This is a genomic window from Flavobacterium sufflavum, from assembly GCF_004016525.1.
In the GTDB taxonomy this organism is placed as follows: domain Bacteria; phylum Bacteroidota; class Bacteroidia; order Flavobacteriales; family Flavobacteriaceae; genus Flavobacterium; species Flavobacterium sufflavum.
Map to the genome: position 1 here is coordinate 1 of NZ_SACJ01000018.1, position 25,069 is coordinate 25,069.

Here is a 25,069-nt window from a genome sequence, read left to right on the forward strand (position 1 = left end):
TATTGTTATTGGTAACAGTGAAGCTCAGGGTCTGAGTCAATTCTGGATCTCCATCATCTATACCTGTTGCCCAACCAGGAACACTGATTGCTCCCGCATCTTCCAGTTTAGTCTGGTCTGCTCCTTTAGTAAATACCGGTGCATCATTTACTGATGTTACATTAATCGTCATTGTATTGGCAATCTGATCCAAATCCACTCCACCACTTGCTGTACCTCCGTTATCCTGTACCTGGAAGGTGAAACTTGTATACGGTGTGCCATTTGAATTTGTTGCAGGACTGAACTTCAGGTTACCTGCTATAATACTTGCAACAGGAATAAACTGTCCTAATGTAACATTCACTCCGCTGAGTTTTAATAAACCATTAGCTGGAAGTGTTGTAACCTTCACTGCAAGCAGTGTGTTTAACGGCGTATCATTTGGATCGGTAAATCCAAACTGTACCGCTGTGAATGTATGATCTGTATCCTCGTTTGTTGTTACTGTATTATCTGCCCCGCTTGGTGCATCATTAACTGACGTTACATTGATAGTCATTGTATTGGCAATCTGATCCAAATCCACTCCACCACTTGCTGTACCTCCGTTATCCTGTACCTGGAAGGTGAAACTTGTATATGGTGTGCCATTTGAATTTGTTGCAGGACTGAACTTCAGATTAGCTGCTGTAATGCTTGCAACAGGAATAAACTGTCCTAATGTAACATTCACTCCGCTGAGTTTTAATAAACCATTAGCTGGAAGTGTTGTAACCTTCACTGCAAACAGTGTGTTTACCGGCGTATCATTTGGATCGGTAAATCCAAAGTCTGTTGTCGTAAATGTATAATCAGTATCCTCGTTTGTTGTAACTGTATTATCTGTTCCTGTCGGTGCATCATTTACTTCTGCAACTACTATATTGAAAGTCTCTGAATCAGCAAGGTTTGGCGTTCCATTATCCGTTACCGTGATGGTCACCGGATAAGTAGCTCCTCCTTGTGATTCTGTAGGTGTCCAGCTAAAGGCTCCTGTGGAACCGTTTATCGTCATTCCTGCAGTTACTGAAGCAGCATCCAAACTGTAAGTCAATGTTTGAGCAGGTAAATCCTGGTCGCTAGCCGATACGCTAAAATTTAAGGCTGACTGCTCATTTACGTTTTTATTTCCTATTGCTGCCAAGACTGGGGCTGAATTCCCCCCACCAACAACTAAAGTTGCTGTACTTTCAGCAAAATCAGAAGCAGATGTTGCGGCTTTAACAATAAAAGAAGTGGAGCCGGCAGGAGTGGAGCCAGTTGTACTTATGGTTAAGGTTGCTATTTTTGAACTATCACCTGAAGTAAAACTAACTGGAGAAGGAGAGAAAGATACTGACGTACCACCAGGTAATGTTGTTGTAATACTTAAATTTGCAGTAAAAGCACCTGAACTACCTGAACCTGATCCCCTGAAAACCGTTATAGCATATGAAGCATTATTACCAGCGGTTACTGGACTTGGTGTTTGAGAACCAATGGCTACACTTAAAACCTTTGGAGCATCCGTAAAAAACACTTCGTAAGTAAATCCCGATAAATTACCGTAAGCTCCAAGCAATAAATCTGCACCTAATTCACAATCATTCACATACCAATAAGCCGTAAAATTACCATCTGCATCGGCATCAACAGTCCATAATTCATGGGGTTGTGGGGTGACAGGACCACAATCTATATTTGGATTAGTGATATTATCTACTTGCAGTCCTACGATTTCACCTGGATGCCAACCGGTTCCTGTAATAATAACTGTTTCTCCCGGAGCATAATCCAAATCAGCCTGATCAAGTGTTACGGTCTGTCCAAAAACCACATTTGCAAAAAACAAATTGGCAATCAAAAAAACAAAAGTTAAAAAACGAGATTGGGGTAGAATTGTTTTCATACGCAATGGATTTAAATAAAAAATGTATACCGAAATGGAATAATTGAAATCAATAGAATTAGGTTTCTATTTATCTGAAAAACAATACTGTTTTTACTATGATTTCATCTAATTCAGGACTAATTTATATACAATAATCTTATTTATTTAACATTTCCGATGAAAGCATTAAAAAAAACTACAAACTACATATATGCTTCTTTTTAAGAAAATTAAAATACTTTTTTCTAAAAAACAATTGTAAAAATAGCTCCTTTATTCACCCCTTCGCTATTGGAAATTAACATCCCGTCATGTCTTTCTATGATTTGTCGGCTTAAATACAGACCTATCCCTGTTGAGACTTCGTTATTAGTCCCCAGTCTACTCATTTTAGTGAATTTGGCAAACATCTTTTCGTTTTCATGTTGCTCAAAACCAATCCCCTGGTCAATTACCTCTATGTATGTTTTTTTCTTATCATTATAAACTTTTAAATAAATTTCAGAGTCCGGTAACGAAAATTTTATCGCATTATAAACTAAATTATAAACCACCCGAGTCAATAATTCCGGATCTATTTTTAGAGGAACGGTTGTAGTTTCTATATTTTTAATCAGCTTAATTTTTTTCGAAATTACAGCCTGATTCACCTGATTTTCTATTGATTCAACAATCTCATCTAAGGCAATTATCTTAACTTCTAAATTGGCATTCAACATCTCATCCTGCTCTTTTAGCATTTTTATAAACTTTTCGATGTATTGAAACTGCTCACTGGACGACTGACAAATCATTTCGGCCAGTTCTTTCACCTCCTCCGATGGATTAGTCTCTAAAATCATCGTTGCCAGTGATTTGGGATTCCCGGCAAATGTCTTTAAATCATGGGAAAGTAAATAAATCAAATCCTGTTTCTCGGTAATAAATTTTTCACTCTTCAGAATAGAATCATGGATATTCATTAACAATAAACCCGCTTCATCGGCATAATTAAGAGGCAAGCTGGTAATCTTTCTGCTTGATTTATATTCCTTCAAAGCTTTTGAAGCCAATTCGATGGGATGAATCAATTTTTTCAAGACTACTAAAGTCACCACTGTGGCTATTAAAGTCATTACCAACGAAAAGAATAATAAACTTGCTGTTGAAAAATTCGTTTTATTATAAAGAACAAAAAACAAAATCCCTATCAACGGAATGTGAATACCTATGAAAGCGACAAAAAGAAATTTAAAGACATAACTGTTTCTGAGAAAACCAATAGAAGATAATTTTTCATAAAATTTCATAGACATTAGATTTGGTGAGTAATTCAAATGTACGAAAAAACAACTATTTTTATTAAAAACCTATTTTAAAAGTAAAATAGCCAAAATGCTAACTTCAAAATAATTTTGCTAGTTTTGTTTCTTAAGATATATAACATCAAAAATAGTTTATGAGTGGAAGCATCGCTATGCAAGACTGGCCTTATTTAGCAAAATACCAGGAAGAAAACGCAAAACTTCAGCTTCCTAAACCTGATGAGAACAGAGTGGTATTTTTAGGCGATTCGATAACTGAATTTTGGAGTAAAGAACAGCCCCTATTTTTTCAAAATAAATCCTATATCAATCGCGGAATTAGTGGTCAAACCACTCCGCAAATGCTGTTGCGTTTTAGAGCCGATGTAATTGCATTAAATCCTAAAATAGTAGTAATTTTAGCTGGCGGAAATGATATTGCAGGAAACACAGGATTAGCAAGCATCGAAATGATTACCAATAACATTTTTTCGATGATAGAACTGGCTCAAGTACATCGCATCAAAGTTATTCTTTGCTCTGTTCTTCCTGCCAATTTTTTCTATTGGAATCCCAAAGAAAAACCCGCTGACCGAATTATTGAACTAAATGCTATTTTAAAAAATTATGCCTTTTCTAAAAAAATTCCTTTTGTGGATTATTATTCGGCAATGGTTGATGAACAAAAAGGCTTAAAAACAATATTTTCAGAAGACCGGGTGCATCCCAATAAGGCGGGTTATGAAATCATGAGTCCACTAATAGAAAAAACTATTCAACATACAATAAACAATCTATAAAACATACAAAATGAACTATCGTAAACTAGGAAAAACAAACTTTGAAATATCCGAAATTGCTCTTGGTACCTGGCAAGTAGGCGGAAAATGGGGTTCTCCTTTTAATGACAAAACAGCCGATGAACTCTTGAATACAGCAATTGACAAAGGCATCAATTTTATTGACACTGCCGATGTATATGAAAATGGATTGAGCGAAAAGGCTGTGGGCAGATTGGTTCGTTCCCGTTCAGAACGCATTTATGTGGCTACCAAATGTGGACGTCATATCAATCCGCATGTTAATGAAGGTTATCAACCTAAGGTTTTACAAAAATATGTAGAAGACAGTTTACAAAGATTAGGATTGGAAACTCTGGATTTGATTCAATTGCACTGTCCTCCTACTGAGGTTTTTTATCGTCCTGAAATTTTTGAACTTTTCGACAAATTAAAAAAAGAAGGTAAAATTCAGAATCTAGGGGTAAGTGTCGAAAAAGTAGAAGAAGGATTAAAAGCTATTGAATTTCCAAATGTAACTTCTGTTCAAATTATTTTCAACCTTTTTAGACAACGTCCGTCTGAATTATTTTTCAAAGAAGCTAAGAAAAAAGATGTAGGAATCATTGCCCGCGTTCCATTAGCCAGTGGATTATTGACTGGTAAATTCTCTGAAAAATCTATTTTTGACAGCAAAGACCATCGCTTTTTTAATCGCGAAGGTGCAGCTTTTGACAAAGGGGAAACCTTCTCCGGAATTAATTACGAATTAGGCTTAATTGCTGTAGAAGAACTAAAAAAACTATTTCCTGAAGTTCAAAATTTGGCTCCAATTGCTTTACAATGGATTTTAAGTTTTAGCGAAGTAAGCTGTATTATTCCAGGTGCATCAACTGAAAGTCATGTGTTATCTAATCTTTCAACTTTTGATTTACCGGCTTTAACTCCTGAAAAAATTGCTGCTATGAATGCTATTTATGAGCAGTACATCAAAAAAGAAGTGCACCATTTGTGGTAATACCATTTAGATTTATGTTATACTCCAATTGTCAGTTCGAGCGAAGTCGAGAACCATCAATGCATCTCGACTTCGCTCGAACTGACAAAAGAACAAACAGACCATTATATATATCTAATAGGTATAATTAAAATTCATATAAATACTAAAATTCAACATAGACAGCACATTTGTCTGTGTTGAATTTCAATTTTAGCATTCTACAAAAAATCACTCGTTAATACTTACTTTCATAATTTGGACATCCGAAACATTTGACTCCAAAATCAAATTGATAGGTTAAAGATAATTCATAAATCCCACCTGTTTTTCCCATTTTAGATGTAGTAAAATCATGAGAAATACCAAATTTTAAATTTTCATATTGCAAACCTCCGTAAAAATTAACAGAGCTAACCAAATGGCTATCCTGTGCTTTTGCTAAAGGATTCATAGCGGTAGATACTCCCAAAAAAAGCGTTCTAAACATAATAGAAGAACCTAAATCCAATCTGTTAAATTCTCCTTGATTCATATAATTAGCTGAAACCATAAACTTCGTTTCATAAGGAAAACTAACAACATCCAAATAATCAACTACCAAAAATTCATATCCCACACTTGCCGAAAAAAACATATTCAGCGGTAGATTTTTTTCGTCAACCAAAGAAATATTAGGTTTATTAATGTGCTTTAATGACAACCCAAACCAAGCTTCATCACTATTGAATAACATTCCCGCTGAAAAATCGAAAAAGCTGAATTTATCATGGAAATTTGAAGGATCATTAGATATTGGGTTAATTGTTCCGGAATCAATATTAATTTGATCTCCTAAAATTAAATTCTTAAACCCAAAAGATTTGGTTCCAAAACCAACCTCTATGGCTGGTCTAAAATCCCATCTGTCATTTAAAGTTACTTTGTAAGCATAATTAAGATTGAATTGGGTAAAATTATAACGGGTATTATTTTCCCTGTGACTTAATATACTTCCTCCAAAACCGCTTTTGCTACGCTCACTCCAAGTGTTGAGAAAAGCATAATCGGTATCAATTTTTAAATCTAAATCAGGCCATTGTGAACGATGAATGATACCTGCCGAAGTAGTTTCTAAAAAACCGGAATAAGCCGGATTTAAGGTTTCAGGTACAATGAAATATTGTGTAAATATGGGATCTTGCGCTTTAACTTTTGAGAAAAAGAAACAAATACATATTGTAAATACTATTCTAAATTTCATCTTTATTACTTTATAAGTACAAATGCCCCTTGATCTTTAATTGTTGCTCCATAAAATGTTTTAGCGGTAACTTTAAAATAATAATTACCATTTTCGGCATTTTGATCCTTGATTCTTCCATCCCATCCCTTGATTGTTTCTCCTGTTTCTGAATAAATCAATCCTCCCCAGGTATCATAAACATCAAATACAATGGTCTTTAAGCCTTTAAAAGCGGGTGCGAAATAATCGTTAGCACCATCATTATTAGGCGTAAAAGCTGTTGGAGAAATTAAATTATATCCTTTTTTAATTTCTAATTTTACTGTATAACTGTAAACACAACCCAAAGGATAAGTCACTCTTTGATTGACAATATAAGTTCCTTCTTTTTTGAAAACATGAACCGGATTAATTTCATTTGAAAAAGACCCATCACCAAAATCCCATGAAATAGCTTCAAAACCACCAGTAGCTGTATTAGTGAATTGAACCGGATCTTCAATAGAATAAAAACCATAGGTAGTAAAACCAAAAGAATTTGTCGTAAATGAAGGACTTCCTAATGATGGTATATTTACATTAAAACTATAATTGGCTTTACAGCCTAAAGCATCCGTAACATTCAATACAATAGTTCCATTTTGGTTGGTACTCATCATTTCATTATTGGCACCACTTACAACACCACTGGACCAACTCAATTGATATGGTGGTAAGCCTCCTGTAACCTGAGCTGTAAAATTTTGTTTTACCTCTTTGGTATCGCAATTAACATCTGTTTTTGTGGCAACGCCAATAACAATCGGCGGTGGTCTGTTTATGGAATACTGAGCCGTTTTTACACAACCTCTTGCATCGGTTACTGTCACTAAATAATTTCCTGCCGGTACATTAGTTAAATCTTCGGTTGTTGCTCCATTTGACCATGAATACGTAAATGGAACTGTTCCTCCAGAAACTAAAAGATTGATAGCACCGCTATTGGCAATATCGCAATCAAATGCATTAGTAACATTTGCTGAAAGGACTAAAGGCTGTGGTTCTACAATAACAAAAGTTTTTGAAATCGCACAAGGTTTAGAATCTGTAATTATTACCGAGTAGGTTCCTGGTCCAAGATTATTTCTTGTAGTTCCAGCAGTACTTCCGTCACTCCATTGCAATTTTACCGGAGCAATCCCTCCGACAAAATTTAAAGCAATACTTCCATCATGTGCACCAAAACATGAAATATTTTTCACAACAGGATCTACTTTAAAGAGAGGTCCTTCCGGGATATTAATAGTTTGGATTTGTCGGCAGCCAAAACTATCCGTCACTGTTATTGTATAATCTCCCGCTGATAAATTAGTTTGGTTTAATGTTGTAGCCATATTATCCCATTGATATTGATACCCTGGAACTCCACCGGAAATGGTTACCGAAATCGAAGCACTATTATCTCCATAACAAACAATAGGTGTGGTTGTATAAGCAATATTGATTTTGGGTGACTGTGTAATGCTAACAGTCAAGTTTTTAGAACAAGACTGATTATCTGTTACAACTAAATTATAGGTTCCCGCCCCAATACCGGATAGATTTTGATTACTACTTGTAAATCCATTAGGCCCTGTCCAGGCAAAATTATATCCCGAAGCTGAAGGTACTCCTCCTGTAACATTCACGTTAATGGCTCCTGTTGCATCTCCATAACAAACAACATCAGTTTTATTAATCAGACTCACAACCAAAAGTGGCGGTTCTGTTATTGTAAAAGAGGCCGTTTTAGGTCCGCAATTTTTCGCATCTGTAACGGAAACGGTATAAATCCCCGGACCTAAATTTGAAATATCTTGCGATACCGCAAAAGCAACTGCGTTTTTTGTCCAGTTATAAGTATAATTTCCGGTCCCTCCTGTTACATTAATATCTACACTACCATTATTACTCCCCAAACAGCTGATGTCTTTTTTACTAATTACAGCAATAACAATATCAGTTGGTTCAGTAATAGTATAGGTTTTGAAAAAAGGACAATTTCCATTATCAGTAACTGTTAAATCATAATTCCCCGGTTTCAAATTCGAAATTGTTGTTGCAGTTGAAGAAAATCCACTAGGTCCTGACCAAGACAAATTATATGGTGAACCTGAGGTAAAAGGAATTCCTCCCGTAATATTAGTCGAAATAGACGCATTATTAGCTCCATAACATTTGTTGTCATTAATAACCACATTGGTATTTATAGCAGGATTGACAGTTACCGAAACGGTAAAAGTATTTCCAACACAAGTTCCCGAAATTGGAGTCACCGTGTAAGTAACCACCGAAGGATTGACAGAGGTATTCGTTAATGTTTGACTAATATTGGTTTGAGGTGTAGCTTGTGCACTCGCTCCTGTTATTGTATTTGAAGGATTTATAGTTGGATTAGACCATGTATAAGTAGTACCAATTGGAATAATATTCCCGCCCGAATTAGCAGGAATAACCGTAAATGTGGCTGAACTACAGATGGTAGTACTTTCTGGAGCTATACTCGGTTTCTCATTTACAATCACAGCGGCTGGATTTGTTGTCACAACTGAGCAACCTCCGGATAAAGAAGGAAAATTAATTACACAATAATAATACAGCGTCCCAGCAACAGTAGCTGGAGGAGCATAAGTAGCATTTGTTTGTCCTACAATAGTACTTCCGCTTGAATTTGAATTTACCGTATTAGAATACCATTGATAAGTAGGTGTTCCTACTCCGTTACTCACTGTAAAAGATAAAGTAGTTGGAGTTCCTCCTACGCAAACCGTACTTGAAACAGGTTGCGTTGTAATTGTTGGTGACAAACTTACTTGTACTGATGCTATAGCGCTCTTAACACTACAACCCGCACCTGTTTGCGACAACACACAATAATAATATTGAGTTCCCGCAGTAGTTGTTAATGGTAAATAAGTTGCTGTCGTGGCACCCGGAATTGCCGTACCTGTGCTTGTATTACTCACATTATTCTGATACCATTGGTATGAAAAAGCACCATTTCCTCCTGTACCTGCAACTACCAATTGGGCAGCTGTTTCACCCTGACACAACACCTGATTAGCCATCGGCTGTGCTGTTATTGTAGGTGGATCTAAAACCGTTACTTTAGCCACATCACTTGTAACAGAACCACAACCACTACCGCTGATACTAACCTCAACATAGTAATAATAATCTCCTGCCGCAGTATACGCAGGAGGTGTGTAATTATTAGTTGTCGCTCCTGAAATTAAAGTACCTCCTGAATTAGAATTAGTAGTATTCGAATACCATTTATAAGTTGCCGTACCTGTTCCCCCAGAAGGAGTAACCGATAAAGGAGTACTAATTATTGCTCCTGTACATAAAGTTTGTGCTGCTACCGGCTGCGATATGCTAGGCTGTGGTGTAACCGTTACTGCTACAATAGAAGAAGTCAAATTAGAACAACCACCTGAAGTTAAAGTAACCACACAATAATAATATACAGTACCAATAGCAGTAGTCGGTGGATCATAAGTAGTATTGGTCGCAGTAGCAATCAATGTAGCTCCTGTAGTTGAATTAGTAGTATTCGAATACCATTGATATGTTGGCGTTCCGCTACTTCCTCCAAGCACTACAGCTAATTGAGTTGCGGTTCCTCCTAAACAAACGCTACTCGGCACGGGTTGTGTAGTAAAACTAGGTGCCGGATTAACATTGATTGTAAAACTTACCGAAGTACCTGTACAGATGCCTATTTTAGGGGTAACGACATAAGTAATTGTTCCCGCCGATGGATTAGTAGTCGTTATAACTCTGGCTGGAATTGTACTAGCGGTTCCTGATGCTACAAAACCTGTAATTCCTGCTGTTGCAGTAGCCGTCCAGGAAAATGTTGTTGAAGCATCATCTGAAGTTAAACTAATAGCTGTAGATGATGTCCCTGAACATAATGTCTGACTTAAATCGGTATTGGTAATTGTTGGGTTTTTGTTCACCGAAAAAGTTTGATTAGCCATAACTGAATTACCGCATTCGTTAGTAACCACTAATGAAACGGTATAAGTACCTGTGGTACTATAAGTAATTGTTCCGGGATTAGCGGTATTTGCTGTTGTAGGTATTCCTCCAGGAAAATTCCAGGCATAGGTTAACGTACTCGATGCGGGAGCACAACTAGTAATGGTTGCTGTTGGGTTTATAGCTGCCGTACCACAAAAATTGGGTATTGCTGCAATGGTTGCAGTAGGCGGTTTTTTCACCTCAACTGTTTGTGAAGCACTCACAACATTTCCGCAAGAGTTGGTAGCTGTTAATTTAATGCTATAAATCCCCGGCATGGTAAAGTTGTACGAAGCATCTTTAGTAGACTGACTTGCAATAGTTGCAGTTGTTCCACAATTTGATGCTGCATAAGTAACCATCCATGAATAAGTTGGAGGTGTACAAGCCCCAGTTTCTACTGTTGTATTTGTTGCCGTCACAGCCAATGATGTACAGCCTACAGTTTTATCTAAAGTAAATGATGGTGTTAACGGTCCTTCAACACAAATAGTTTTAGTAATTGGATTTGAAAGTCCACAATACCCTTGAGCAGTAAGAGTTACTGTATAAGTCCCGGCACTGGCATAACTATGGCTTGGACTAATGGCTGAAGATGTTGTCCCATCACCAAAATCCCATGCATAAATTACATTCTGGGTACAACTTTGACCATAACCAGTTGTCGAAGTATTAGTAAAAGCAATATTTGTATTCAAACAAGCTTTAGTTGGTGAAGTAAAATTTGCTACTGGTTTTGAATAAACAGTTATGTTAGAAACAGAACTCTTGGTCTTTCCACAAGCATTCGAGACATTCAAAATAACGGTAAATTCTGTTTTAGGGCAATTTGTTATGGTATAAGAATGTGGAATAGGAAAATTAAGTGATGCCGAAGGATTTGAAGCGTTAAAATAAGTAGAACTCTCTAAATCCGTTTGGGTATAACGCACAATAGCCGAACCATCTCCATAATCTATATCGTAAACTGTTCCTAATGAATTGGATCCCCAGTTTGAAATAGTAAAATTTAATGGAGCAGTTGGAGCACATAAATTTTGGGTGCTTCCGGGACTTACAAGTCCTCCCGAAGGATTGGTCACATTTTTAATAACATAAGTTACCGAATTACTACAACCATTTGTCCCCAAAGCCGTTATAACCATATTATAAGCACCTACTAAATTATAAGTATGGCTAGCTGGAAAAGTCGCATTTGAAGTAGCGGCACTTCCATCTCCCCAATCTATGGAATAGGAGCTGATACAAGTGGAAGTCGAAGTATTCCCAACCTTTATAGAAAACACAGGATTAGTAGCTGCATTCGAACAGTTGTTAAATAGGTCTGTAGCAAAAAGATTATTCGCATCATTAAAACTAATATCCGGTTTTTGTTTTACGGTAATCGTTTTTGATTTAGTTGCTATACAACCATTTACAGTAACTGTCAATACTACCGTAAATGTTGAAGTACTGCATCCTAAAGCTGTAAATTGATGGATAGGATTGGGCAAATTTGACACTGCCGTTGCGTCACCAAAATCCCAGGAATAAGTTATAGTTCCCGTTCCTGAAACAGATGAATTAAATTGGATTGCTGTCTCCGAACAAGAATTATCATTATTGAACGAAAAATCAACTGTGGTTGGTGAACCTACAGTTACAGTCGCTGTGCCTGATTGTGTTATTTCATCAGTAGGAGTTGCTGCATCGTGAAAACTTACTAAACTATAATCGAAAGTCCCAGCAGTTCCAGTACTAACTGCTAAGGTTACAGAGTCATTCGTTCCCGTAGTAGAAATTGTTTGTGGACCAACTCCATTTAATGTATAGGTAAAAGTATAAGGTGCCGTTCCGCCAAAACCTGTAAAAGTAATTACAGGACTTGTTGCCCCTTGGCAAACTGCTGTAGTACCAGTTATTGTTGCAGTTGGTGAAGCTAAACTAGCCGCTTTTTTATATTCAACATTATGATGAGAATCTAAAGCAGGGATTTTATTTTCAGCATTTAATTTATGAATCGAAGTAACTAAAATTGAAAATAAAATAATCGTGTAAAGGTGCTTCATAATGCTCACTTTTAAATTTCTGGGGAAAATATTTAAAGTGAACAAATATACTTTAATCCCCTACTATTGACAATTTATACCGTTAAAAAACTATTTTTTAAGCATTTATACAGAAAACTACTTATAAAAATAAACATTCTAATTTTCTAAAAACCCTAATCAAACAAAGTCTGTCAATATTTAAAACTTTATAACAATATGTTATTTTACAACATCACTTTCTTAAACAAATCCTTAATTAAATCCAGTTCTTTCTCGTAAGCAGTATTCTTTCTATTGGCAAAATAAAGGGTGTTTTTTAGTTTTTTATGCCCTTCCCATAGCAATTTCACCTCTCCTCTTTCAATTTCTTTTCGACATAAAAAATCTGGAATAACGGCAAGACCATTAGCACTGCTCAAACAACGCACAATCAAATTAATATTAGGAACAATGTAATTCGGTCTGAAATCAGGAAAACTGCCAAAATTCAGTTGCCAAAAACGAAACAAATGCTCCATATCCCCCGTAGTTCCATACCATTTTTGAGCTTTTAAATAACTTTCGGCTTCGGTATATTTTTTTTGTTTTACCAATTGTTGAAATTCTACATCATCCAATTCGCTCCCTCCTACTAATACAATTGTTTCAGATGAAAACGGCTCATAATCTATATTAGCATAACTTACTTTTTGGGGAGAAATAATCAAATCTAAAATGCCTTTATCTAAATTCTCAAGCATTTCCCGGTATTCCCCAAAACGAATAATCACATTAAAAGGCAAACTCGAAATGTATTGCTCCAAGGTAATTTGGAACGTCTCAAAACACATTCCGATACTAATTGTAGGTGTATGTTTTTCGGTACTTCGTTGAAAATTTTTCTCGGCATCTTCCAGTATTTTCAAGCCTTCGGAAATGGCGTTGTATAAAATTTTTCCTCTTTCGGTTGGAATCATCTTTCGTCCTGTTCTGTCAAAAAGTTTGTACCCCACATAACTTTCCAATGAACTCAAATGCAAACTCACTCCCGGCTGGGAAATAAACAAAGCATCGGCAGCACTGGTCAATGTACCCGTTTTATAGATTGCTTTAAAAGTACGATACCATTCCAGATTTACCATAACTATCATTTTTATAATACAAATATATAAATTACATTATTTTAATAATACCAATATCCATCCTAACTTTGTAACAACAAAAAACAATACTTTACATGAAAAAGATATTTATTATAAATGCAGGACAAAGTTTTGGTCATTCAGGTGGTTTATTCAACAACACCATTGCCGAAACCACGCAACAATTTTTCAACCAATCAGAAGAAGTTAGCATCCAAACCACTACAATCGAAAACGGCTATTCAACTGAAGAAGAAGTCAGTAAATTTGCCTGGGCTGATGTTATCATCTATCACACACCGGTTTGGTGGTTCCAACTGCCTTTCAACTTCAAAAAATACATCGATGAAGTTTTTACTGCCGGGCACAACAAAGGAATTTATCGCAGCGACGGCAGAAAATCAACCAACCCCGAAATTAATTATGGAACCGGCGGAATGATGCATGGCAAAAAATACATGCTTACCACAACCTGGAACGCCCCGGCAACGGCTTTTACTCTTCCGGGAGAATTTTTCGACCAAAAATCGGTAGATGAAGGACCGTTTTTTTGGCTTTCACAGAATGAATGCGTTTACAGGGATGACTCCGTTAAAAAGTTTTCATTTTCATGATGTGGAGAAAAATGCCAATGTCGAAAAAGATATGAAAGCCTATACAGAACATTTAGAAGAAACATTTTCTGACTGTCTCATTGCTGTAGACTAAACCAAAAACGTCCCGATAGTTATCGGGACGTTTTTGGTTTTAATTTATTTTTAATTTCTTCGAAAACAAATTCCGGATTCGAATAATCAATTGGATCTCCTTTTAAAAACGAAGGAATCCCCATATAAACCGAAATCACGCCTTTACCTAACAGTAATTTGTTTTTACGTTTCAGTAGCGCAATGGGATATCTTTTCAAAACTCCGCCACCATAAGGCTGGTAATAAAAACTTCCTTTTATCGTATCTCCACTAATAATCCCTCTTATCTCTCCCGAATCCTTTCTGGATTGTCCATAATGAATTTCGTACTGACCAAAAAAACGGTTATCTTCAAGCTTAATAAAACTTAACAAAGCCGTATCCTTATCGTTTATCGCCCGATAATGGAATTGTTTGCCTTCCTTATTCGCATCTGCACAACCAAAAACTATAGCAGCAAAGAGAATACAAAAACCAACTAACCCTTTGCTTTTTTCCAATATCAGATTCATTCTTTTATCACTTTAGCAGCAAAGATAAAATTTCTATTTTTAGAAATAACATTGATTTTTTAATAGCTAAAATTCCGAATTAGCTTATTTACAGTTCATTTATACCATAAAATAATTCTTTCATTATATTTGAAATTCAAAAACTTCAACCAGCCGAGATAATGAACAAAATAATCCTCTTTTTATTTTTAAGCCTAATTCTCAGTTTTTCTTCTTACGGGCAAAACATAAATACGGAAAAAATAGATCAATTTCTGGATGTACTTGCATCACAAGACTTCGCAATGGGTAGTCTTAGCATTTCCCAAAATGGTAATCTGCTTTATCAAAAAGCAATAGGTTATGCTTCTATTGACAATAGCAAAAAAACACCGGCAACTACTGCTACAAAATACCGAATTGGTTCAGCTACTAAAATGTTTACAGCAGTCCTGATTTTTCAATTAGTCGAAGAAGGTAAAATCAAACTGGAACAAAAATTAAGTGATTTTTATCCCCAGCTTCCCAATGCAAATAAAATTACCATTAGCGATATGCTTTATCACAGAAGTGGTTTGCATGATTATACTAAGGAGACCAACTATCCTGATTGGATGAACAAGACTAAAACTCACGATGAACTACTCGAAATTATAAAAGAAAAAGGAAGCGATTTTGAACCCAATACAAAAGCCGATTATTCAAACAGCAACTATCTTTTATTGGGCTATATCATCGAAAACAAATGCAAAATGCCTTATGCGAAAGCAATTGAGAAAAGGATAACGTCTAAACTCAAACTTAAAGACACTTATTACGGAAGTAGTTCAAACATAAGAAACGATGAAAGCGGCTCTTTCAAATATTCCGACAATAAGTGGAATACCGTTAAAAAAACAAACTTGGGCATACACGGAGGAGCTGGCGCACTTATCTCGACACCAACAGATATGACTGTATTTATAAATGCCTTATTTACCAATAAGCTTGTAAACAAATCCAGCCTGTCTAAAATGAAAGACCTTATTGATGACTATGGTATGGGACTTTTTTCAAATAAGTATGGTACAGAAACCAGTTTTGGACATAATGGAAGAGTCGAAGAGTTTTATACTGCGGTTTGGTATTTCCCAACGCAAAAATTGTCATTTGCCTACTGCACTAATGGCATTCTTTATCCAAGAACCGATTTGATTGACGGAATTCTAAAAATATGTTTTAATCAAGAATTCACCATTCCTTTTTCTAAAAACTACAACTTAAAAAGTGAAGATTTAGACCAATACCTTGGTCAATATTCTTCGGGTCAAATAGTCGTCAACTGTACTAAGAACAATACTAAATTATTGATAGAGTCAAAAGGTAAAACATTTGAAGCCATTGCCATTGCTGATAATTATTTCATGAATAAAGACTTAGGTTATTTTTTTGAATTTAATCCCGAAAAAAGAAGCCTACTAATTAAAGAGACTGACAATGTTTATTTTCTAAAAAAAGTAAATTAACTTTCAATCAAAATCAAAAATCCTGCTTTATGACACTGGAAACAAGCTATACTTTTTCGGCTACTATTGAAATTATAGGTATTAATCCTTTTGTATATGTGCCTGCAGAAATCTTAAAACACCTTTTTGAAAAAGCAGAAAAATCCAAAGGTCCTATTCCTATTAAAGGCGCTGTCAACTCCATTCCTTACACCCAAACTTTAATGAAATTTAAAGGCGAATGGCGCTTGTACATCAATACCAAAATGCTTAAAAACTCTCCTAAAAGAATTGGAGAACAAATAGAAATAAGCATTAACTATGATCCTGAAAAAAGAGAAATTCCCATTCATCCTAAATTATCACAAGCTTTAAACGAAAACCCGGAAGCCAATACTATTTTCCAAAATTTACGTCCTTCACTACGGCATGAAATTATCCGCTATATTTCCAATTTAAAAACGGAAGAAAGCATCGACAAAAATATTCCAAAAGCCATTGCCTTTTTATTAGGAAAAGGAAAATTTGTAGGGAGAGAAAAGCCTTAAAATTTGTATCATGAAGCTGGAAATAACTCTAATAAAAAAGAGCCTTTTACTTAAATATATAAGATTTTTGAATATTTTTACAAAAATCAAAATACTACATGGTAAAAAAAGATGACCTCAAAAAATTAATTATTGAAAACAAAAAAAGCACTTTAAAAAACCATTGGAAAGATACTTTCTTTTGTAATAAAATAAAATACAGTGGGGAAATTAGACCCAACGAAATTCTACTTTGGCGTTCATCCGAATATTTAAGAGGAAACTATCCTATCTTCATATTGAACTTTGATCAAAACAAAAATTTAATAGGAATAAAAACAGAAAAAAATCCATATCATAAATTTAGGAATAAACAATCTACAGTTATTTTTTCTATTTTAATTTTGTTATTAGCTTATAATACAGATTTACGAGAAACATTAATTTTCACATTTGCGATCTTAATATTTGGATTCTTACTACATATCGTTTTATCCAAAGCAAGAAAGTACGAAACAAAACTTCTAACTAACGAACTCAGAGAAACTATTGAAAATATTGAAAATATTGAAAGAATTAATAATCCTGAGTTAATTATAGAATCAAAAAAAGAAGAGGAAGAAGAATGGACTTCCTCAAAATTCATAACCAGACTACTTCTATATCCTTTTTGTATCTTTCTTTTGTGGTTTTCCTTAACTATTCTTTCTCCTAAAGAAATAAACTTCAAAATAATTGCTGGTATAGCTATCGTTTTAACTTATTTAATTACTGATATACTTTTAATAATAAGAAAAAAAAATAACCAACATCACCATTAATTAACCAGACCGCGCGGATATATCAACGCAACGATAGCGCGGAATTGCATTCCGTGCCCACAAAGTTGAGCAACTACAAAACCAAACAGTTCAATTTTAAATAGTATTTTATCCTGTTGGAGTGTGCACGGAATACAATTCCGCGCTATCAAAACTATCAAAACTTAAAAGGCATTAACCAACCTCGTTCCAGCAAACGAGGTTTTTTTATATCTAAAAACTCAATAATTCCTCAACTCCCCTGCCCCCGATTGCAGCGGAAAACCCGCAGTGTTGCTGGCAATGTAACACTTGCCGGTAAAGAGCGACCAACGGAAGCTCCTTTAATGGCTTAGTGTTACTGCCGGCAACGCGAGGATTTGTAGCGGAAAGCGGGAAATAGGCACGAATAAAAACTTCAATAAAAACGGTTCTCGATACATTTTTTGTTTCGTTTCACTACACAAAAAACACTCGAACTGAAGTTTTTAATAATTACCTCCAAAATAGAATGAGATAAAAATCGACACTTTTCAAAAAAAATTCCCAATTTGAATTTATAAAAGCCAACAAACACTTATTTTTGCGCCATGGGTAGAAAAAATACAGACAAAGTTGTCTTTCATCAGATAAAAGTCCTTGATGCAGGTGCAAAAGGCGTTTCGGTAGCAAAGGCTCCCGATGGAAAAGTAGTGTTTATTCCGAATGTGGTTCCGGGTGATGTGGTTGATGTGCAAACTTTCAAAAAACGCAAGGCGTATTATGAAGGAAAAGCGGTGAAATTCCACGAGTTATCAGAGCATCGTGTAGATCCTATTTGTGAGCATTTTGGGGTTTGTGGCGGTTGCAAATGGCAAAACATGAACTACGACCAACAGTTGTTTTACAAACACAATGAGGTTAAAAATCACTTGCAACGCATTGGAAAAATTGAACTTCCTGAATTTGACCCCATTTTAGGTTCGGAGAAAAAGTTTTTCTACAGAAATAAAATGGAATTTTCGTTCTCTAACAGCCGTTGGTTAACCGAAGCTGAAATTGGAAGCGATGAAGATTTAGGAAATAGAAACGCACTTGGTTTTCATATTCCAAAAATGTGGGACAAAATTCTGGACATCAAAAAATGTCATTTACAAGAAGATCCTTCGAATGCCATTAGAAATGAAGTTCGTGATTTTGCTAATGCAAATGGACTAACATTCTTTAATCCCAGAGAACATTCCGGTTTGTTGAGAACCCTGATGTTGCGTACCGCTTCGACTGGTGAAATCATGCTTTTGATTCAGTTTTTCGAAAATGATAAAGCCAACAGAGAATTGTTACTGGATCATCTTTATGCCAAATTCCCTCAGATTACTTCGTTGCAATATGTGGTAAATAACAAGGCGAATGATACGCTTTACGACCAGGACATCAAATTATACAAAGGTCGTGATTACATTTTGGAAGAAATGGAAGGTTTGAAATTTAGCATCAATGCCAAATCGTTTTACCAAACCAACTCGGATCAGGCTTACGAATTATACAAAATAACGAGAGATTTTGCCGGATTGACCGGAAATGAAACCGTTTATGATTTATATACCGGAACAGGAACCATTGCGCAGTTTGTTTCTAAAAAAGCAAAAAAAGTAATTGGTGTAGAAAGTGTTCCTGATGCTATTAAAGATGCAAAAGCCAATGCTGAACGCAATAACATTAGCAATTGCGAGTTTTTTGTAGGTGATATGAAAGTAGTTTTCAACGATGCTTTTATTGCACAACACGGACAACCAGACGTCATTATAACCGACCCGCCGCGTGATGGAATGCACAAAGATGTTGTTGAACAAATCATGAAAATTGCTCCCGAAAAAGTAGTTTATGTAAGCTGTAACTCGGCTACACAGGCACGTGATTTGGCTTTAATGGACGAAAAATACAAAGTGACCAGAGTGCGTCCTGTGGATATGTTTCCGCAAACGCATCACGTGGAAAATGTAGTGCTGTTAGAAAAAAGATAATTAGTTCTTAGTACATAGTCCTTAGTCCTTAGTTTAAAAAAACAACTAGGGACTAAGGACTAATAACTAGGGACTAAAGACTAAAAAATATGAAAAAAATACTTCTGTTATTATTGGCTATCAGTTTCTCCTTCTCCGGTTGTGAGAAAGACGATATCTGTGATGCTAATACCCTTACCACCCCTCGAATGGTGATTACGTTTTATGACATCAATAATACTTCGGTTGAAAAAAATGTGACTAATCTGAAAATCATTGCAGACGGAAAGGAAAACGGGATTACTTATAGTGGTAGTGACTTAATCAATGGAAGTACTGTTTCTATTCCTTTGAAAACAGATGCTGATGAAGTTAGTTTTCATTTTATCTTAAATTATGGCAATACCAATACCGCATTGGTAAACGAAGATGTCTTAACATTTAAGTACAGTAGAGAAAATATTTTTGTATCCCGAGCCTGCGGATTTAAAACTAATTTTACCTTAGATGCTTTTATTCCGTTTGTTCATACCGATGCAGCAACACCCGATTTAAAATGGATGCAATATGTTGCAGTAAAAAAATATATTATAGCTAACGAAAATGAAACACACCTTGAAATATATTTTTAGTAGCTGCCTTGTTTTGTCTTTGCTTTTTGCAAATGCCCAAGATACTAAAGCTCCAACAACAAAGGCTAAAAAGGACACCATTACAAGCGGAGTTATTTCTGCCAAAACAGCCGTAGCCAGTAAAACAACTACAACTCCAAAAACCGATTCTATTGCTGCGCCAATAAAAACCAATCGTTACGGTGTGCGTGTGGGAGTTGATTTGTTCAAATTAAGCCGTAGTTTTTATGATAAAGACTATAAAGGACTGGAATTAGTGGGTGATTATCGTTGGGACAAAAAACACTATATCGCTGCCGAAGTGGGTAACGAAAATAAAACTACCGATGACGAACGCCTGAATTTCACCACCAAAGGTTCCTACCTAAAAGTAGGTTTTGACTATAATGGTTACGAAAACTGGCTTGATATGGAAAACATTATTTCGATAGGTTTGCGATACGGTTTTAGTACTTTTAGTCAGGAATTGAATAACTATAAAATTTACAATTCCAATCCTTATTTTGATGAAGTTCCTCCTATTGCTTCTGGTCAAAAATTCAATGGTTTAACAGCAAGCTGGATTGAAGTGGTGGCAGGAATGAAAGCTAAAGTATTCAACAATGTTTTTTTAGGATTCAGCCTTCGATTTAACCGATTGATTTCCAACAAACAACCTGCTAATTTCGAAAACTTATACATTCCAGGATTCAACCGAACCTATAATGGTGATTTTGGGGTAGGTTTCAATTATACGGTAACCTATTTTGTTCCTATCTTCAAAAAGAAAGTAGTTCCCGAGGAAACAAAGAAAAAATAGTTTGCAGAAGGCAGAAGCAGAAAGCAGAAACAGAAAGTAGATTTGATATCAACAAATAAACCGCAAATTCGCAAATTATAAGTTTTTATAATTTGCGAATTTGCGGTTTATTTTTTAAACTATTAAGAAAGTTAGGGTCTAATACTAAGGTTGCAAAGTTTTTCCGCAAAGAATGTTCAAAAGACAGCAAGTAGAAGAACTCTTCTTAACTCAACTGAATGGTTTAAAAACTTTGTGTGCTTCACGCAAATCTTTGTGCGCTTTGTGGTTAAAACTAATAATTTGTGAATTTGCGGTTCTTATTTTTATGTTCAGCAAACTGAAAACTGCTTTCTGAACACTGAATACTTACTTTATTTCTTTTATCTGTTTAGAAAAAATCCATTTCATAAATAACTTTTCACCATCCTTGGTTTTTACTGCTTGGAATTTTGGAGATAAAAATGTCGCTACAACAAAAGCAACAAATGGAACCCACAAACCACTTAAACCGGAATATTTTTCCACTAAATAGCGAAATAACACAAATAATATAGCAAAACAACCTAGTTGATATAAAAACGCTCTTAGTTGTAATTTAGTCATGATACGATATTTTAATTCTGCTTTCTTTTTCTACTTTATACTTCTGCTTTCTGCCTTCTGGATTACTCCTTCTCTACCTGAAACTTCGTTCTCTTACTTCCTTCGTACATCTCGTATTTTACCAATCGGGCTTCAAGTCCGGCGTTGAATAATTTGATTTTTCGCGATGGTCGTAAACCTACAAATTTCAGCGCTTCCAGATTTCCTGTGATAAACCAGGCATTGGTTCCCGGATAACTTTGTTTTAAAGTATCGCCAATATTTTTATAGAATTCTTCCATGTGAATATCCAAACGCTCATCATAAGGTGGATTAAACACTATATGTAATTTTCCTTCCGAAGTTTTTTCGGTATCAAAGAAATTATTCCCTTCAATACTAATGTATTCTTCCAGATTTGCATTTCTGATATTTTCCTTTGCTTTACTCACGGCACTTGGCGCTTTGTCAAAGCCTTTTATCGTATGATGAAACTCACGTACTTTCCCTAGCAGACTATCGGTAATTTTGTCAAACAAATCATTATCCCAGTCTTTCCATTTTTCGAAAGCAAATTCTTTACGGTTAATGTTTGCCGGAATATTGCAGGCAATCATCGCAGCCTCAGCCAGGAAAGTTCCCGAACCACACATAGGATCCAAGAAATCACTTTGTCCGTCCCAACCCGAAAGCAACAAAATTCCCGCTGCCAAAACCTCATTTATAGGTGCAATATTCGTCGATGTTCTATAACCACGCTGATTCAACGCATTTCCTGAAGTATCTAATGCAACCGAAACCTGGTCTTTGTCAATATGAATGTTAATTCGTAAATCAGGGTGAACTTTATCAATGCTTGGTCTTTGCCCGGTTCTTTCCCTGAATTGATCCACAATGGCATCTTTACATTTTTGAGAAACAAATTCGGAGTGATTAAAATATTCCGAATGCACTGTAGCATCAATCACAAAAGTTTGATTGGCATTGATAAATTTAGACCAGTTAACACCCGAAACTCCTTTATACAAAGCTTTTTCATTATTGGCTCTAAAAGAATAAATAGGTTTTAAGATTTTTAATGCGGTACGCAAAGACAAATTGGCTTTATACATAAAACCTTTATCTCCTTTAAAACTTACCATTCTTACTCCCTGCTCTACGTCTTGTGCTCCTAAATTTTTCAATTCGGTGGCTAATATTTCTTCAAAACCAAAAAAGGTTTTGGCAATCATCTTAAAATTTTCTTCCATTTCTCTTTTAAATTCCAATTTTCTAAATTCCAAATTCCAAACAACCTGAAATAGTATATTTCCGCAAAAATACACTAAATTTGCGGGATAGAATTAATTGAAAAGAATAAATGTCCGAAGCACAAGAAACAACTAATACAAATCAAGACCAACCAAATGAAACATGGTTCAGCTCTTGGTTTGACACTCCCTATTATCACATTCTGTACAAAGAACGAAATGACAAAGAAGCACAGCTTTTCATGGATAATTTAACGCATTACTTAAATCTTCCTGAAAAAGCTAAAGTCTTGGATTTAGCCTGTGGCAAAGGGCGTCACGCTATTTATTTGAACCAATTAGGCTTTGATGTCATTGGTGCTGATTTATCTGAAAACAGCATAGCCGAAGCAAGCAAAAATTCGAATGAAACCTTGCATTTCAAAGTGCACGATATGCGTGAAGCTTGCGAAGAAAAGTACGACGCCATTTTTAATTTGTTTACCAGTTTTGGTTATTTCGAAAATGATGAAGACAATCTTACTACGCTAAAGGCCATCAAAAACAGTTTGTCTGACTATGGTTTTGCCGTAATTGATTTTATGAATGTCAATCAGGTAATTGAAACATTGGTTCCCGAAGAGGTAAAAACAGTGGACGGAATCGATTTTCACCTGAAACGCTATGTTTCCGATGGTCATATTTTTAAAGAAATCGATTTTGAAGACCAAGGCAAAAAATACCATTTTACCGAAAAAGTAAAAGCCTTGACTTTACAAGATTTCGAATCCATGATGGAAGAAGCAGGTATTTATCTTTTGGACATTTTTGGAGACTATAAGTTGAAAAAATTCCACAAAACCGAAAGCGAACGACTCATCCTTATTTTTAAATAATGAATTACCTTTTACCATTACTTTCTGTACTTCTTGGGTATATTATTGCATTGGTTTTAAAACCAAAAAACAAAAGCAATCTCAAACTACTATTGGCTTTTAGTGGTTCATTTTTGCTTTCTTTGACGGTAATGCACTTATTACCCGAAATCTATGAAAGTCATGAGCATGTTATTGGCGAAAGTCACAATAACAATGCGGGGATTTTTATCATGCTGGGGATTTTGTTCCAAATTATCCTCGAATTTTTCTCTAAAGGTGCTGAGCACGGTCACGTTCATGGGCATCCAAACATGTCCCATATTCCGTGGTTGTTGTTTATCAGTCTTTGTATTCACGCTTTTCTGGAAGGATTTCCTGTGGGACATAATCACGACAATTTAGCCCTCGGAATTGCGATACACCACCTTCCTATTGCTATTATTTTAACGACATTTTTCATCAATTCCCACCTGAACAAACAGGCTATTTTTGCCTTCATGCTTACTTTTGCCTTGATGACACCGCTAGGAACATTCGCTTCCGATTATCTTACGGGATTAAATCAATACCATAGCGAAATTACCGCTGTAGTTATTGGTATATTATTTCATATTTCCTCAACTATTATTTTCGAAAGTAGCGAAGGCCATAAATTTAATGTTGCCAAAGTTTCGATGATTGTTTTAGGAATTGCCTTGGCTTATTTTTTATAAATTTTAATCTGTAAAACACACCAAATAAAGCTCAAAAAAATGACCTTCATAAAAACTACCGAACAATCCTCAAAATACGAACATTTAGAAAAAATGTCAGTTTCTGACTTACTTTCTAATATCAATAACGAAGACAAAACTGTTCCTCTTGCGGTTGAAAAAGCCTTACAACAAATTGAAAATTTAGTAACACAAATTGTTGCTAAAATGAAATTAGGCGGACGTTTATTTTACATTGGCGCTGGAACTTCGGGGCGTTTGGGTGTGGTTGATGCTTCTGAATGTCCTCCTACTTTTGGTGTTCCTTTTGATTTGGTAGTGGGAATCATTGCCGGTGGCGACAAAGCCATTCGTAAAGCGGTAGAAAATGCCGAAGACAATGCAACCCAAGCCTGGATTGATTTACAGGAATTCAATATCAATGAGAATGATGTGGTAATAGGAATTGCCGCTTCAGGAACAACACCTTATGTTATTGGCGGTTTAGAAGCCTGTAACAAAAACAATATCATTACAGGAAGTATTTCCTGCAATGCCGGAAGTCCGCTTTCGCAAACAGCACAATTCCCTATTGATGTAGTGGTTGGACCTGAATTTATTACGGGAAGTTCGAGAATGAAAGCAGGAACAGCTCAAAAGTTAGTACTTAATATGATTTCAACTGCTACGATGATTCAATTAGGGAAAGTAAAAGGCAACAAAATGGTCGATATGCAACTGAGCAACAACAAACTCGTTGACCGGGGAACCAAAATGATTATGGGCGAAATTCCTGTAAGCTACGAAGAAGCAGCTCAATTGCTAAAAGAACACGGAAGCGTGCGCAAAGCAGTTGATTTTTATAATTCTAAATAAGTCCTTAGTGATTAGTAATTAATCCTTAGTTATAACATATAAAACTTAGTGTA

General features: G+C 35.5%; 19 protein-coding genes and 1 pseudogene. 12 read left to right on the plus strand and 8 right to left on the minus strand.

All coding sequences use genetic code 11. The annotated features are described in order from the left end of the window. On the minus strand, positions 1–1,909 hold a 1,909-nt coding region (locus EOD40_RS17590; RefSeq protein ID WP_196781470.1), incomplete at its 3' end, for an Ig-like domain-containing protein. Between the two features lie 227 nt (positions 1,910–2,136). After that, positions 2,137–3,180, minus strand: a complete 1,044-nt coding sequence (locus tag EOD40_RS17595) for a sensor histidine kinase (RefSeq protein ID WP_128197789.1) — start codon at positions 3,178–3,180, stop codon at positions 2,137–2,139. Between the two features lie 149 nt (positions 3,181–3,329). Here EOD40_RS17595 and EOD40_RS17600 point away from each other — a divergent pair, with 149 nt between their 5' ends. Together EOD40_RS17600 and EOD40_RS17605 are read left to right on the plus strand one after the other, a co-directional pair. Beyond that, a complete protein-coding gene (locus tag EOD40_RS17600; RefSeq protein ID WP_128197791.1) occupies positions 3,330–3,974 on the plus strand; it encodes an SGNH/GDSL hydrolase family protein in 645 nt (214 codons plus the stop codon). 10 nt (positions 3,975–3,984) lie between these two features. Continuing rightward, positions 3,985–4,971 (plus strand): aldo/keto reductase, encoded by a 987-nt coding sequence (locus tag EOD40_RS17605; protein ID WP_128197792.1) that lies wholly within the window; start codon positions 3,985–3,987, stop codon positions 4,969–4,971. Positions 4,972–5,188: 217 nt separating this feature from the next. On the opposite strand, the gene EOD40_RS17610 is transcribed toward EOD40_RS17605, so the two are convergent. The 3 genes from EOD40_RS17610 to EOD40_RS17620 form a co-directional block, all read right to left on the minus strand. Continuing rightward, entirely contained in the window at positions 5,189–6,193 is a 1,005-nt protein-coding gene (locus EOD40_RS17610; RefSeq protein WP_128197794.1) for a PorP/SprF family type IX secretion system membrane protein, read from the minus strand. A 5-nt stretch (positions 6,194–6,198) separates the two neighbouring features. Then, on the minus strand, positions 6,199–12,270 hold the full coding sequence (locus EOD40_RS17615; RefSeq protein ID WP_128197796.1) for a PKD domain-containing protein: 6,072 nt from the start codon (positions 12,268–12,270) through the stop codon (positions 6,199–6,201). A gap of 206 nt (positions 12,271–12,476) precedes the next feature. Then, a complete protein-coding gene (locus EOD40_RS17620; RefSeq protein WP_128197831.1) occupies positions 12,477–13,373 on the minus strand; it encodes a LysR family transcriptional regulator in 897 nt (298 codons plus the stop codon). 95 nt (positions 13,374–13,468) lie between these two features. Between EOD40_RS17620 and EOD40_RS17625 the strand changes: the two are divergent. Next, positions 13,469–14,081, plus strand: a pseudogene (locus EOD40_RS17625) (NAD(P)H-dependent oxidoreductase). 19 nt (positions 14,082–14,100) lie between these two features. Here the strand turns inward: EOD40_RS17625 and EOD40_RS17630 are convergent. Further along, positions 14,101–14,574, minus strand: a complete 474-nt coding sequence (locus tag EOD40_RS17630) for a hypothetical protein (RefSeq protein ID WP_128197798.1) — start codon at positions 14,572–14,574, stop codon at positions 14,101–14,103. 161 nt (positions 14,575–14,735) lie between these two features. On the opposite strand from EOD40_RS17630, the gene EOD40_RS17635 reads away from it, so the two are divergent. The 6 genes from EOD40_RS17635 to EOD40_RS17660 all read left to right on the plus strand — a co-directional run bounded on the left by EOD40_RS17635 (position 14,736) and on the right by EOD40_RS17660 (position 20,777). Beyond that, positions 14,736–16,058: a serine hydrolase domain-containing protein gene (locus EOD40_RS17635; protein ID WP_128197799.1), complete on the plus strand. Its 1,323-nt coding sequence runs from the start codon at positions 14,736–14,738 to the stop codon at positions 16,056–16,058. Positions 16,059–16,087: 29 nt separating this feature from the next. Next, positions 16,088–16,585 (plus strand): YdeI/OmpD-associated family protein, encoded by a 498-nt coding sequence (locus tag EOD40_RS17640; protein WP_128197801.1) that lies wholly within the window; start codon positions 16,088–16,090, stop codon positions 16,583–16,585. Between the two features lie 98 nt (positions 16,586–16,683). Then, positions 16,684–17,385: a hypothetical protein gene (locus tag EOD40_RS17645; protein WP_128197803.1), complete on the plus strand. Its 702-nt coding sequence runs from the start codon at positions 16,684–16,686 to the stop codon at positions 17,383–17,385. A 569-nt stretch (positions 17,386–17,954) separates the two neighbouring features. After that, positions 17,955–19,367 carry a 23S rRNA (uracil(1939)-C(5))-methyltransferase RlmD gene (rlmD, locus tag EOD40_RS17650; RefSeq protein ID WP_128197805.1) on the plus strand — a complete coding sequence of 471 codons (1,413 nt, stop codon included), beginning with the start codon at positions 17,955–17,957 and terminating at the stop codon, positions 19,365–19,367. A gap of 89 nt (positions 19,368–19,456) precedes the next feature. Next, positions 19,457–19,978, plus strand: coding sequence for a DUF6452 family protein (locus EOD40_RS17655; RefSeq protein WP_128197807.1), 522 nt, complete (start codon positions 19,457–19,459; stop codon positions 19,976–19,978). Further along, positions 19,950–20,777: a DUF6048 family protein gene (locus EOD40_RS17660; RefSeq protein ID WP_128197809.1), complete on the plus strand. Its 828-nt coding sequence runs from the start codon at positions 19,950–19,952 to the stop codon at positions 20,775–20,777. The genes EOD40_RS17655 and EOD40_RS17660 overlap by 29 nt, the downstream gene beginning before the upstream one ends. A gap of 348 nt (positions 20,778–21,125) precedes the next feature. On the opposite strand, the gene EOD40_RS17665 is transcribed toward EOD40_RS17660, so the two are convergent. Further along, the gene (locus EOD40_RS17665; protein WP_128197810.1) at positions 21,126–21,362 is read right to left on the minus strand and encodes a hypothetical protein; all 237 of its coding nucleotides are present in this window, start codon (positions 21,360–21,362) and stop codon (positions 21,126–21,128) included. Positions 21,363–21,424: 62 nt separating this feature from the next. Further along, complete coding sequence (locus tag EOD40_RS17670; RefSeq protein ID WP_128197812.1) at positions 21,425–22,591, minus strand: THUMP domain-containing class I SAM-dependent RNA methyltransferase; 1,167 nt, start codon at positions 22,589–22,591, stop codon at positions 21,425–21,427. 110 nt (positions 22,592–22,701) lie between these two features. Between EOD40_RS17670 and EOD40_RS17675 the strand changes: the two genes are divergently transcribed. Genes EOD40_RS17675 through murQ form a run of 3 tightly spaced genes read left to right on the plus strand, consistent with a single transcriptional unit; the run spans position 22,702 to position 25,016 of the window. Further along, entirely contained in the window at positions 22,702–23,466 is a 765-nt protein-coding gene (locus EOD40_RS17675) for a class I SAM-dependent methyltransferase (protein ID WP_128197814.1), read from the plus strand. Beyond that, a complete protein-coding gene (locus tag EOD40_RS17680) occupies positions 23,466–24,161 on the plus strand; it encodes a ZIP family metal transporter (RefSeq protein WP_128197815.1) in 696 nt (231 codons plus the stop codon). Before EOD40_RS17675 ends, EOD40_RS17680 begins: the two co-directional genes overlap by 1 nt. Positions 24,162–24,200: 39 nt before the next feature. Next, a complete protein-coding gene (gene murQ, locus EOD40_RS17685; RefSeq protein WP_128197817.1) occupies positions 24,201–25,016 on the plus strand; it encodes an N-acetylmuramic acid 6-phosphate etherase in 816 nt (271 codons plus the stop codon). Positions 25,017–25,069 lie beyond the last annotated feature (53 nt).

Bases quoted from the DNA above. Each gene is read 5' to 3' on its own strand.
- EOD40_RS17595 (WP_128197789.1), bottom strand. From the start codon at position 3,180: ATGAAATTTTATGAAAAATTATCTTCTATTGGTTTTCTCAGAAACAGT.
- EOD40_RS17600 (WP_128197791.1), top strand. From the start codon at position 3,330: ATGAGTGGAAGCATCGCTATGCAAGACTGGCCTTATTTAGCAAAATAC.
- EOD40_RS17605 (WP_128197792.1), top strand. From the start codon at position 3,985: ATGAACTATCGTAAACTAGGAAAAACAAACTTTGAAATATCCGAAATT.
- EOD40_RS17610 (WP_128197794.1), bottom strand. From the start codon at position 6,193: ATGAAATTTAGAATAGTATTTACAATATGTATTTGTTTCTTTTTCTCA.
- EOD40_RS17615 (WP_128197796.1), bottom strand. From the start codon at position 12,270: ATGAAGCACCTTTACACGATTATTTTATTTTCAATTTTAGTTACTTCG.
- EOD40_RS17620 (WP_128197831.1), bottom strand. From the start codon at position 13,373: ATGGTAAATCTGGAATGGTATCGTACTTTTAAAGCAATCTATAAAACG.
- EOD40_RS17630 (WP_128197798.1), bottom strand. From the start codon at position 14,574: ATGAATCTGATATTGGAAAAAAGCAAAGGGTTAGTTGGTTTTTGTATT.
- EOD40_RS17635 (WP_128197799.1), top strand. From the start codon at position 14,736: ATGAACAAAATAATCCTCTTTTTATTTTTAAGCCTAATTCTCAGTTTT.
- EOD40_RS17640 (WP_128197801.1), top strand. From the start codon at position 16,088: ATGACACTGGAAACAAGCTATACTTTTTCGGCTACTATTGAAATTATA.
- EOD40_RS17645 (WP_128197803.1), top strand. From the start codon at position 16,684: ATGGTAAAAAAAGATGACCTCAAAAAATTAATTATTGAAAACAAAAAA.
- rlmD (WP_128197805.1), top strand. From the start codon at position 17,955: ATGGGTAGAAAAAATACAGACAAAGTTGTCTTTCATCAGATAAAAGTC.
- EOD40_RS17655 (WP_128197807.1), top strand. From the start codon at position 19,457: ATGAAAAAAATACTTCTGTTATTATTGGCTATCAGTTTCTCCTTCTCC.
- EOD40_RS17660 (WP_128197809.1), top strand. From the start codon at position 19,950: ATGAAACACACCTTGAAATATATTTTTAGTAGCTGCCTTGTTTTGTCT.
- EOD40_RS17665 (WP_128197810.1), bottom strand. From the start codon at position 21,362: ATGACTAAATTACAACTAAGAGCGTTTTTATATCAACTAGGTTGTTTT.
- EOD40_RS17670 (WP_128197812.1), bottom strand. From the start codon at position 22,591: ATGGAAGAAAATTTTAAGATGATTGCCAAAACCTTTTTTGGTTTTGAA.
- EOD40_RS17675 (WP_128197814.1), top strand. From the start codon at position 22,702: ATGTCCGAAGCACAAGAAACAACTAATACAAATCAAGACCAACCAAAT.
- EOD40_RS17680 (WP_128197815.1), top strand. From the start codon at position 23,466: ATGAATTACCTTTTACCATTACTTTCTGTACTTCTTGGGTATATTATT.
- murQ (WP_128197817.1), top strand. From the start codon at position 24,201: ATGACCTTCATAAAAACTACCGAACAATCCTCAAAATACGAACATTTA.